Here is an 11,843-nt window from a genome sequence, read left to right as displayed (position 1 = left end):
GCGCCAGGCGCCTAGCGGCTGGCGCGGAACTCGATGCGGCGGTTCTTGGCGCGGCCTTCGGCCGTGGCGTTGGTGGCGACCGGCTGGTCAGGCCCCGCGCCCAGCGTCTCAAAGCGCGCGGGCGGCAGGCCCTTGTCCACCAGGTAGGTTTTGACGGCATCGGCGCGCGCCTGGCTCAGCGCCAGGTTGGTGCTGCGGCTGCCGGAGCTGTCGGTGTGGCCGATGATCTGCACCTTGTCGCTATGCAGCTTGGGCACCACGTCCGCCACCTTGTCCAGCAGCTCGCGGCCGCGCGCGGTGAGCGTGGCGCTGCCGGTCTCGAATTCCACCACACGGTTGGTCAGTACCTGGTCCAGCAAGCCCTGTTCGTCCTTGCTGGCGGATACGCGCAGGCCGTTGACGATCTTGTAGGTGGGATTGAGCGAGGTCGCGAAGGTGCTGGCGATCTGCTGGCGCGAGGCTTCATTCTGCACCTCGCCGCGCAGGCGGATCTGGGTGCCGTCGATCTCCAGCTGGCCGCGGTTGATCTGTTTCAATGGCTGGCCGATGAGCTTGCCGACGTGCTCCGACCAGTTCGGCGGCGCGACCACGCCGCCCACATCGATCTGGTCGATCACGTTGCCCACGCCATACACCTGCTGCAGCCGGGCCAGCACATCGGCCTTGGCGGCTTCGTCCGGCACGGCGCCGCTGGCCACGACCTGGCCGGGCTGGGGGATGACGTTGGCGGGCACCACCGTGGCCGCGTCCTGGGCTGCGGCCGTGCAGGCATACAGCGCCGCCATGAGCAGGAAGGAAAGGCGCATGGTCAGGCTCCGGTAAAGACTTCAAGAAAGGTGTCGAGCGCCAGGCGCAAGGACAGGCGCGGCTGGTCCAGGTAGCTGGACAGCTTGGCCAGGCCGTGGCTGGCCGATACGTGGTTGCGGACCCAGGGCGCGTCCTCCAGCACGATGTGCTGTTCGGCATACGCCTGCGGCGTGGACAGCAGGCTGGCCAGCGTCTGCGGCGAGGCGCCGCGGAAATCCACGGCCAGCCGGTGCTTGCCGGCGATGCGGCCGATGAAGAGGGTGATCTCGAAGTCCGCGCGCGACAGGAAGGGCGAGATCAGCGTCATCCAGTAGGCGGCCACCAGGTTGATGTAGAGCGGGTCGTCCGGCAGCGGCAGCGACAATCCCTTGTCCAGCTGCGAAGAGCCGCTGGACATCACCGGCTCCAGCAGGATGCCCAGCGCCAGGATGATGTCGTGCACGCGCGCGGCGTGTCCGTTGCCGCGCAGCATCGCCTCCAGCCGCTCCACGGTCTGCAGGTCGACGAAGGCGTCGAAGCCGTCGTCGGCCGCTGTGCGGATTTCGCCTTCCAGTTCGTTGAGCGTTTGCAGCGCCGAGGCGGGATCGCCGTCCTGCATCAGCAGGGCGGCGGCGCCGCTCATGCGGTTCCACATGCGGCTGAAGGCAATGGGGCTGCGGGCAATGAAGGCCAACGGCTTCTGCACTTCCACCGAGGTGGCGGAAAGGAAAGGGTAGCGGCGGCCCGACAGGTCCTGGCTGGGCTGCAGATGCCCCGCGATGGCCAGCTTGCCGCGCGACCCCAGGATGGCGAACGGCATGGGCTCGGCTTCGTCGTAAAGCGCCTTCCAGTGCGGTTCCTGCGCCAGCATCTCCATGGTGCTGGCGACCCAGGCATCCAGCGTGGCCATCAGCTGCGGATGTGAAGTGTTCTTCACGAAATCGCCGCGGCTGGGAATCTTGCCGAAGTAGGCCGTGCGGAACAAGGGGGACTGCGGGCTGCTCATTGCGGCGCTCCGGGTTGCGTCTGGGCGGAGGATTCGGGAGAGGCGCCGATCACGGACGAGGGCAGGCGCAGGTTGCGCAGGCCCTGGCTGCCGCCGGGCTCGCTGCCGCCGGCGCCGGGCGCCTGGGCGTTGCTGATGATGCGCAGCTTCACCGGCACCGTCACGTTGGATTTGCCCCAACTCATGTTGAAGCTGCCGTCGGCGTTGGCGGTGCGCTGGGCCGTGGAGATCAGGCGTTCCAGGCCGAAGCGGCCGGGTTCGTTGACGATCTCGACCACGCTGCCGTCGAAGGTGGTGGCGGTGATGCGCGCGCCGGGGGCGCCCTGGGCGTTGGGCCACACGAAATTGACCCACTGCGGCGGGGTATTGCGGTAGCGCAGCTGCTGGCCGTCGATCTCGATGGTGTACTCGGTCACGCCGGCCGCGGGCTTGGGCTGGATCTGGAACAGCGTCTGCGGCTGGCTGGCCGCGCCGCTGCCGGCCGCGCCTCCCGAGAGCGGCGCCACCCACTGCGCGAAATTGGCCGTGAAGGTGGGCTGCAGGCTCACGCCCATGTCGCCCCAGGTGCGTGCCGTGAGGATGTCGCCGCGGCGCACCGTCAGCGGACCCAGCGTGTCGTTGACGTACTTGGCGATGCTGCCCTGCGGGCCGAACACCTGGCCGATCTCATCGCTGCTGGCTTCGACGCTGGCGCGGCTGGCAAAGGGGTACTTCTCCGCCAGGGTCTGGTTGAACGGGCGGTAGACCTGCGCGTTCCAGACCTTGTTCAACTCGGATTCCGCCGGCTGCATGGTCACGGCGTAGGCCTGGATCAGCGGGCGCACCAGCAACGGGCGCAGGGTCTCGCGTTGCGTCGCCGACATGCCTGCCAGCATCTGCTCGTCCACCAGCTTCAGCGCGTCGGCCAGTTCCGAGTCTTTGCCTTCCAGGGTCTGGCGCATCAGCGTCAGCGCGCCGGGGCCGGGATCGCCCTGGTTGTTCAGCAGGTTGAAGCGGGTGCGGATCTTGGACAGTGCGCCCATGTAGTTGCCCAGCAGCGACTGGTTGTCGCGCGTGACCACCAGGCGCGCCACGTCGGAGAATTCGCGTCCCACCGGACCCATCGGAATCGCCTCGCCGTTGGCGGCGGTGGCGGGCGCGGCGGACGGCGGCGTCTGGCGCAGGATGACGCGCTTGAACCAGCCGACCACGCCGCTCTGGGCCTGCTGCAGCCCGGCGTTGATCAGCGAAGGGTTGTCCCAGGAGGTTTGCTCATAGGTGGTATTGATGAGCTTGGCGATGGGCGAGGTCTGCGGATCGCCCAGGCGGTTCATCGCGCCCACCGATTGCTCGAAGCTGGTGAAGGGCTTGATCGTCACGCCGCGCAGGAATTTCTGCCACTCCTCGGCGTACTCGGTCTTGTACATCGTCGCCAGGCTTTTCTGGATCTGCTCCGGGCTGCCTTCCAGCGTCAGGTCGTCGCGCGCGTTCACGCCCAGCACCCAGTCGCTGGTCTGCACTTCCTTCTTGGCGGCCTCGCCGATGGCGGGCTGAATGTACTGTTCCCAGGCTTCGCGCGTGAACGTGCCGGGGATGGCGTAGCTGCCGGCGACCACGCCCGCGTCGTTCTCGCCCACGATGCGCGCCACCGTCATGGCCTGGAAGCGCGTCGCGGCGCGCGCCTTGAGCGTGGCATAGGCGCGTTCGCGCGCCGGCATGCCCTGCATCACGGCGCGCAGGCTGCCGCGGGTCTTTTCGACCAGCGCCAGATTGGTGTCGATCTGCGGCCAGCCTTCGTCCTGCGCGCGGCCGACATAGAACGAAATCAGCCGCTCGGCGCTGCGGATCAACTGGTCGCGCGGCATGGCGCCGCGGTTGGTTTCCAGCCAACCGCGCCAGAAGCGCGTGATCTGGTCTGACAGGTGCGTGGGGTCCACGTGCTGATGGTTGGCCATCATCAGGTAGGTCTTGAGCGCGTTGTAGGCGTCGTCCGCGTTGGTGGGCGAGGCGTCCTGGAACAGCGTGTCGCCATTGCCCGCGTGCGCGGCGCGGGCCTGCTGCGGCGCCGGTTGCGGCGCGTTGCCGCTGGCTGCTGCGGCGGAGGTGTCGACCTTGGCCAGGAAGTCTTCCAGGCTGGCCTTCACCGGCGTCAGCATGAACTGGCGCGCGCCGTTGTAGTACTCGGCCAGCAGCCGCTCCTTCAGCACATCGCCCTGGTACAGGCCCAGCCCCAGGGACCACGGACGGCTGGAGGAATAGCGATCCAGCTGTTCGATGCGGTCCTGCAGGATTTCCATTGCTTCGAGCCTGCTTTGCAGGTCGGTGCGCTCGCTTTGCAGGCGCACCACCTTGTCCAGGTCGGCTTGCACGTTCTGCGCCAGTTGCCGGTTGCCCAGGTAGGACCAGCTCCAGCCGCCCAGTACCAGCCCCAGCGCCAGCACCAGGCCGAAGAAGGCCAGGTAGCGCATGCGCGTCTTGGCGGGACTGGCGTGCTGGCGCACCAGTTTCTTGTCCGCGAAGATCACGCTGGAGAACAGGTCGCGCAGGAAGAAGCCATTGTTGGAGGTGACGCTGCGCGACTGCGCGCGCGCGGCGGGACGCAGTTCGAATCGTTCGGCCAGGCGCTCGGTGGAAGTGCTTTGCGTGATGCCTTCCTGCAGCGCGCTGGTGAAGTAGAAGCCGCGGAACACCGGCTTGTACTGGAACGGATTGGTCTCGAACAGCGTGGACAGGAACGTGCGCAGCGCCGGCTTGATGCCGGCGAATTCCAGCGGGAACGTCAGCAGGCCTGGCGGCAGGTCGCGACTGTTGCGCAGGGAGATCTGCGCCGTGCCCATTTCCTTGAGGCCTTCATACAGTTCGTCGAAGCGGCTGTCGAACAGCGCCAGCACGTCGCGGTTTTCCTCGGCGCCGTAGGGCAGGGTCGCGCCCCAGACACGGTCGCGCTCGCTCTGGTCGCTGTCGGAGAAGAACTCGCTGAAGCCCGAGATCAGGTCGGCCTTGGTGAAGATGATGTAGACCGGCGCGAACACTTCCAGGCGGTCGGTCAGCTCCTGCACGCGCTGGCGCAGGTTCTTGGCCAGGTTGATCGCGAACTCCGGACCCGCGCCCGTCAGCTCGTCGATGCTGGCGGCCACGATGATGCCGTTGATGGGCGCCTTGGGACGGTGCCGCTTGAGCAGGTCCAGGAAGCCCATCCATTCGTTGCGGTCCTCTTCATGCACCGAGTAGCGTCCGGCGGTGTCCAGCAGGATGCCTTCGGTGGTGAAGAACCAGTCGCAGTTGCGCGTGCCGCCCACGCCTCGCACCGCCGCGCCGTTCTTGTCCGCAAAGGGGAACTGCAGGCCGGAATTGATCACGGCGCTGCTCTTGCCGGCCGCGGGGTTGCCGATGACGATGTACCAGGGCAGCTCGTACAGGGCCTCGTTGCCCGAGGTCTGGCCGATCTTCGAGGTCTTGATGGTGCGCACCGCCTGGGTCAGCCGCGTGCGCAGCGCTTCCACGTCGTTGCGGTTGGCGGCGGCGCCCGTCTGCACCTGCTGCTCCAGCATGTCGCCCAGGTTCTTGTTGGCCTTGCGGGTACGCCGCCGGCGCCACAGATAGGCGCACAGCCACAGCAGCACGCATACGCCCAGGGCGATGCCCGCCCAGACCAGGCCGATCTCCACCGTGTCGGCGAACAGGAACAGGAAGACCACCAGGGCCAGCAGCCCGAGCGCCATGAAGGTGCGCGGATTGGCCAGCGCGCGCGAGGACCAATGTCGGCCTTCGCTGATGGCGCGGGAGGCGCCGGATAGGAGATCGGAGGGGCTGCGCATGGTTTGAGCTATGTTCTTGTGGGTCAGGCGGGAAGGGTTTCGGAAGGCGACACCAGCGCCAGCGTCCGCAGCGCCGGGTCCTGGGTCATGAGGGCGAGCACGGGCGCGCCGGCCTGGGCGCAGGCGGCGCCCGCGACGGCCACGGTCAGCAGATGCGCGGCCGCGCCGGTATGGCCGCAGCCGGAACCTACTGCCAGGCAGTCCTGGTTGGGGTCCAGCGCCGGAAACAGCGCAGCAGCCAGGCCGGCGGTCTCCAGCGGGCGGCTGCCGCGGTGGTCGGCATCGCTGATCAGCGCGGCCACGCCATCAGCGGGTTGGCCTTGTTCGGCCAGGAATTGCGTGGCCAACTCGGTCACGCGTGGCTCATGCAGCGCGCCGCGCGCGTCGGCGTCGACCGCGCGCAGTGTTTGTGCGGACAGGGTCAGGGTCAGCGCGGAGTCGCTGCGTGCGGGCTCGCCGCCAGGCGCATGGGCGCCCAGGTCCAGCAACAGGCCCGCCGCGGCTTCGCCAGGCACCTGGCCTTGGGGATTGGCGTTCGACATGAGCCGGCCGGCGGCGTCCCATTGCTCGACGCGCGTCGCATCGATGTGGGAGTCGGCGACAGCAACCAGGCGTAGCGTGGCGCTGCGCGCGGTCAGGGGTTCCTGCGCCAGCTGGCGCAGCAGTCCATCGCTGGTGAGCGCGTCTGGCGCGGCGTGCAGGCGCTGGACCATGCGGCTGGCAGGCCACGCCGCCGCCGCGAGTGCCTGGTCCACGGCATGGTCGCGCACGGCGTCGGACCAGTCGGCGGGCAGCAGCAGTTCCAGCTGCAGCAGCGGCCATGCTTCGTCATGTTGCGGTTCGCCTTGCTTCAGCACGATGGCGCGCGCTTCCAGCGCCAGCGCCTCCACCACCTCTGCCAGCAGGGCGGTTGCGCGCACGCGTTCTTCTTCGAGCGCGGCGGCCGGGGCGCGGGCCTCGCGCGCCGCGGCGCGCAGCGCATCGGTATCGAGCTGCGGCGCGCGCGCGCTGAAGACAGGAAAGCCTTGCGTGTTCTTGAAGGAAGGGTCCAGATCCGGACGCTGCTGCGCGGCCAGTGCGGCATGGATCGCGACGGCCTCGCTGCCTACGGCGGCGCTGGCAGCGCTGGCCAGCACGCGCAGACTCGCGGCCTGGGGAGCGGGTTCGGCGGTCTGGGCGGCGTCGTCCTGCGGGGGCTGCGCCGGCGCGGCGCGGGCCTCGCGGCGCGCACGCACGATGCGCGCGCCGCTCCAGGCGGCGGCGATCAACGCGAGCGGCAGCGCGAACAGATAAAGGCCGATGTCCACGCCCGTAGGCAGCGTGCGCGACTCCTGCCACCAGATGATGACGGCGAGCCAGACCACGCCGAAGACGAGGGCCAGCAACAGCCCGGTTTTGAGTATGCGGCTCATGGATGCGATATGACGCTTTCGGAGTTGATCATTGCGCGGCTCCGCCATTGCGCCGCATGACGCCGGGGCGGCGCAGCTCGGTGTGGCCGAAGTCCATCATCTTCCAGCGGCCGCCCCAGGTCAGGCCGACGCGCTCGGCGGTTTCGCCGAACAGTTCGTAGCCGCGCATGGCCCAGGGATCCTTTTCGGACACGACCACCTTGCCGTCGCGCAGGAAGGCGCTGTCCGCGGCCAGGCCGAACTGGTGATAGCTCTGGTAGGCGCCGGCATTGGTCACGTGCGAGCCCATCTTGGCAAGCTCCGCCTGGCGGTCGGGGCTGCGATAGCCTTCGATCAGCACCATCTCGTAGCCGTGCTCTTCACGCATCACGCGGTACGCGGCCAGCAGGCGCTGGCGGTAATCGGCGTCCAGCAGGTTCCAGTCGCGGCTGGCGCCGCCCAGGTTGGGACGCACCAATTCCACTTCGCGCGTGGTGAACGCTTCGGGCGGCAGCGGAGGCGGCGGGACCAGTCTTTCGCCGGTCAGCAAAGCCTGGATGCGAGGGTCCGGACCCGCGGTCCGATCCTCGTAAACAAATGTGTGATTGTGTCGCATGACGAAAGCGAAAAGTGACGGAAGCAACACAACCAGCAGGCCCGCAGCGATGTGCCAGCGGTATGCCGAAAACGCGCCGCCAGCCTTTCCAAAGCCCGTGCGCAGCGCCTGTGCGGAGTCGCCCATCGCCCCTCCTGCGTGTCCCGCGCCGCGCGCCATGCCCTGGCGTATTCCCTGTGCAAGCGCGCGCGCTCCCCTTGCCGTGGCCTCCCGCAAGGACGGAAAGACAAGCAACGCGGAAACGCCGATGGCGAGCAGAAAGTAGAGAGGCAGCAGGAGAAGCAAGGAGGTCCCTCAGTTACGAAGGCGTAATCTTTTGTTCTATTCGGGATTCAGGCAAGCGCTTGGACGTTGCAAAACGCGTCTGTGGCTTAGAACTCGTAACAAGAATCGATGATGCGAAAGAAGTCATCAGGTATTCTCGAACCCCTTGGTTACAGGGGTTTAGACGACCTCTGCAGACACGGGACTTCGCATGGCAGAAGACGAAAAAAGATCGCGATCACCGACCTCTGTTCCCAGCTTGCTCGCAGGACGCTCACCGTCACCGGATGAACGCGCAGCGTCGCGCATCCTCGCCGCGCTAGAGGGGCGAGTGCCGGACGCCGAAGTCAAACACCTGGCGCCCAAGCGCCGTTCCCGCTTGCCGCTGGCCTTGCTGCTGCTATTGCTGACGGGTGCTGCGGGCGCGGTGTTATATAGCGTGTTCGATACGCCGCCGCTGCCTGTGGTCGCTGAATCGACTCCTCCGGTTACGCCGCCAGCGCAGCCCGCCGCCGCGCCAGCCGCTCCAACAGCGGGTGCGCGCGTGGCCGCTGCCGATCCCGACCCGCAGCCTTCTTCCGCGGCCGTCATCGAAGACCATCCTCTCGCGCAATTGGGACTTCCCAATGCCGATGAGGACCGCGCGCCCGAGAACCCCTTGTCTGCGTTGGCCGTCACCGCCACGCCGCCGCAGCCTCGCGCTGCGTTGCAGGCGCAGGCCGCTGCGCCCAAGGCAGCCGGGCCCACGGTGCCGCGCGCGATCACTTCGCAAGGCTCGCCCAAAGCGTCGCCCCAGGCCGCGCCGCAGCGCGCCAAGACGCCGCGCAACGATTCCGACGCCGCATTGCTGGCCGCGCTGATGTCCTATGGCCTGCCGCCGGCGTCGCCGCCCGGTACCAAGGTCTACAAGAACGACGGCGTCTTCGTCCGCGAACTGCCGGGCTCGCCCCTGGCGGCCCGGTTGGAGCAATGCCGCAAGCTGGGCTTCCTGGAAAGCGAGCAATGCCGCTTGCGGGTGTGTTCGGGCTATTGGGGCACGGCGCCCGAATGCCCCAATCCGCAAGCCCAGGTCGAACCCTGAGTCTTCAGAGAAGGTTTTTTTCCGCAATGGATCCGACTGCAACGCCTGGCCTGTTCAGTTCCGACGCCCGCCTCTACAGCCTGGAAGGCGAGGGCGCGCTCGCCTCGCTGCAGGTCGAGGGCTGGATCGCGCGCGAAGCCTTGTCGGGCGTTTCGCAGACGCGCGTGGTCGCGCTGTCCGACGACGCCGGCCTGGAATTGCGCGACATGATCGGCCGCCCCGTGACACTGTGGACCACGCGCGCCGACGGCAGCCGCGCGAGTCGCAGCGGTCTGGTCCGCGAAGCCGAGCTGCTGTCGGGCGACGCGGGCCTGGCGCGCTACCGCCTGACGGTCGCGCCCTGGCTGTGGCTGGCCACGCAGCAGCGCAACAGCCGCGTGTTCGAAGCGCGTTCCGTGCTGGACATCGTCAGCCATGTGTTGGGCGGCTACGAAGGCTATGTGCATCGCGTGGCTCCCGATGCGGCCGAAGCGCAGGCCGGCGTGGCGCCGCGCCCCTACACCACGCAGTACCGCGAGACCGACTATGACTTCATCAGCCGCCTGCTGGCCGAAGCAGGCCTGGGCTGGACGACGGTCGAAGACCCGGAGGTTCCCGCGCGCCACGTCGCGCTGATCTTCGCCGACAGCCGCGGCCTGGCCGAGGATGCCGAGTCGGCAGGCGGCGGCGTGCGCTTTCACCGCGCCGGCGCGACCGAGTCGCGCGACACCGTGCAGGCCATGTCGCGCCAGTGGCGGCGCGGTCCTGACCGCGTCACCGTCCTGGGCTGGCACGGCGGCGGCAAACGCGCCGTGGCGGCAGAGGCGCTGGCGCGTCCGGCAGACGGCACTGACGACGCGGGCCTGGAATGGTACGAGGTGGCAGGCCACGGCAGCTTTGCTGATGAGGCCGAGGCGCGGCGCCAGGCCACGCTCGCGATGGAAGCCGTACAAGCCGGCGCTGAGACTTTTGTCGGCCAGGGCGGGGTGCGTACCTTCCGTTCCGGCACGCGTTTCACGCTGCAGAACATGTCTCCACTGGGGCCTGCCGGCGAAGAAGGCTTCGAGCCCGCCTTTGCGCTGGACCGGGTCGAGCACGTCGGCATCAACAACCTGCCGCCAGAAACCCGAGCCTCGCTGTCGCAGCGCTTGGGCGGGCTGGACGCACATTTGGCCTTGGATACCGAGGCGCCCGCGGCGCCTGGCGCGGCGGGTTCGAACGCCGATCCGTCGCGGCCCGACGCCGCGGTGTTGGCGAAAGCGCGCGAGGTCGGCTACGCCAACCGCTTCCAGGCGGTGCGTTGCGACCGCCCCTGGCGGCCAGCGTTGCCGCAGACACGCGGCGCGCGCCTGAGCGGCGCGCCTTCGGTCCATGGCGTGCACACGGCCATCGTCACGGGCGCCGACGGCGCAGTGCAGGCGCAGGGCGAGGACGAGATCCTGCGCAACAAGCGCGGCGACGTGCGCATCCGATTCCATTGGCAGGCAGACGATGCCGAGGGGGTGGCCAAGAGCCGCTGGGCCCGCGTGGCGCAGCGCCAATCGGGTGCAGGCATGGGCATGAGTTTCGTGCCGCGCATCGGCCAGGAGGTGCTGGTGCGCTTCCTGGACGACGACGTTGACCAGCCCATCGTCGTGGGCGCGCTGTACAACGGCCGCGGCGAGGGCGGCACGCCCGCCACGCCGGGCGGCCGGGACGGCGGTAAAGCCGACACCCAGGTCTACACCGCCGCGCGCGATGCCGCACCCAGCGCCCAGGCCAACCTGGCGGGAGGCAACGCGCCTGCCTGGCATGGCGCCGCGGGCGGCGACGAGAACCACCGCAACGCCGCCGCGCTGAGCGGCTTCAAGAGCAAGGAGTTCGGCGGCTCGGGCTACAACCAGATCGTGTTCGACGACAGCGACGGACAACTGCGCCTGCAGATCAAGAGCAGCCAGGAAGCCAGCGAACTGAACCTGGGCCACCTGATTCATCAGGCCGGCAACTACCGCGGCGGACTGCGCGGCCTGGGCGCCGAGCTGCGCACCGACGCCTACGGCGCCGTGCGCGGCGGCGCGGGCGTGCTGCTCAGCACCTACGCCGGCACTGGCGCCAGCGCCGGCCCCGCAGGCGAGGCTGCGGGCTTGCAGGCGCTGGCCAGCCAGGCCGAGCAGATGGCGCGTTCGCTGGATGGCGTGGTCGGCGCGCACCAGGGTCTGCGTCTGGCGAGCGCGCTGGGCTCCAAGGGAGCGGAAGCGAGCGTGCTGGATGACGGCAAGGCGCCCTTGGCCGCCATGCATCGCGCCGTGTCCGGCACCGTCGCAGGCGAAAGCCTGGATGGTGCGCGTAGCGACGCTTCGGCCAAGCACACCCAGGCGGCCGAGGGCAAGGTGCCGCACCTGACCGATCCGGTCGTGTTCATGGCCGCGCGCGCGGGACTGGCGCAGGTCGCCGGCCAACACATGCAATACACCGCCGGCGAGACCGTGCACTGGTCGGCCGGCAAGGACCAGAACCTGGCCGTGATGGGCGCGCTGCGCGTGCACACCGGACAGGGCCTGGGCATCGTCGCCGGCCTGCAGCAGGGCGGCGCGGACTCCGGCCTGGACCTGATCTCCGCCACCGGCGACGTGCACGTCCAGGCCCAGCACGACATCCTGCGCGTGCAGGCGCAGAAGGACATCACCATCGGCAGCGCGCAGACCAACGTCGAGTATGCCGCGCCCAAACGCATCCGCATCGCCACCGCGGCCGGCGCCAGCATCGTGCTGGAAGGCGGCAACATCACGGTGACCGCGCCGGGGCGCATCGATGTGAAGACGGGGAACAAGCAGTTTGCGGGGCCGGACCGCATGCCTTACGCTTTTCCCCAGTTCACGGTCTGCAAACAATGCGTGCTGGACGCGCACGATGGCGTGCAGTCCATCACGGACAAGGCATGAGG

The 11,843-nt window shown here is 68.7% G+C and carries 7 protein-coding genes; 2 read left to right on the top strand and 5 right to left on the bottom strand.

Annotation, left to right across the window (positions count from 1 at the left end; translation table 11 throughout):
* Positions 1-11: 11 nt before the first annotated feature.
* The 5 genes from IB258_RS15090 to IB258_RS15070 all read right to left on the bottom strand — a co-directional run bounded on the left by IB258_RS15090 (position 12) and on the right by IB258_RS15070 (position 7,881).
* Positions 12-806, bottom strand: a complete 795-nt coding sequence (locus IB258_RS15090; RefSeq protein WP_192352794.1) for an OmpA family protein — start codon at positions 804-806, stop codon at positions 12-14.
* Positions 807-808: 2 nt separating this feature from the next.
* On the bottom strand, positions 809-1,792 hold the full coding sequence (tagF, locus tag IB258_RS15085; protein WP_054452055.1) for a type VI secretion system-associated protein TagF: 984 nt from the start codon (positions 1,790-1,792) through the stop codon (positions 809-811).
* A complete protein-coding gene (tssM, locus tag IB258_RS15080) occupies positions 1,789-5,493 on the bottom strand; it encodes a type VI secretion system membrane subunit TssM (protein ID WP_054452329.1) in 3,705 nt (1,234 codons plus the stop codon). The genes tagF and tssM overlap by 4 nt, the downstream gene beginning before the upstream one ends.
* Before the next feature lie 119 nt (positions 5,494-5,612).
* The gene (locus IB258_RS15075; protein ID WP_192352793.1) at positions 5,613-7,001 is read right to left on the bottom strand and encodes a hypothetical protein; all 1,389 of its coding nucleotides are present in this window, start codon (positions 6,999-7,001) and stop codon (positions 5,613-5,615) included.
* 28 nt (positions 7,002-7,029) lie between these two features.
* Positions 7,030-7,881 carry a M15 family metallopeptidase gene (locus IB258_RS15070; RefSeq protein WP_054452053.1) on the bottom strand — a complete coding sequence of 284 codons (852 nt, stop codon included), beginning with the start codon at positions 7,879-7,881 and terminating at the stop codon, positions 7,030-7,032.
* Positions 7,882-8,191: 310 nt separating this feature from the next.
* Here IB258_RS15070 and IB258_RS15065 point away from each other — a divergent pair, with 310 nt between their 5' ends.
* Positions 8,192-8,941, top strand: a complete 750-nt coding sequence (locus IB258_RS15065; protein WP_175180564.1) for a hypothetical protein — start codon at positions 8,192-8,194, stop codon at positions 8,939-8,941.
* Positions 8,942-8,967: 26 nt separating this feature from the next.
* On the top strand, positions 8,968-11,841 hold the full coding sequence (locus tag IB258_RS15060) for a type VI secretion system Vgr family protein (RefSeq protein ID WP_192352792.1): 2,874 nt from the start codon (positions 8,968-8,970) through the stop codon (positions 11,839-11,841).
* Positions 11,842-11,843: the final 2 nt, after the last annotated feature.

It is taken from the genome of Achromobacter sp. ACM02, assembly GCF_014851605.1.
GTDB lineage: Bacteria > Pseudomonadota > Gammaproteobacteria > Burkholderiales > Burkholderiaceae_B > Achromobacter > Achromobacter aegrifaciens.
This window is presented reverse-complemented; position numbering and strand designations above follow the sequence as displayed.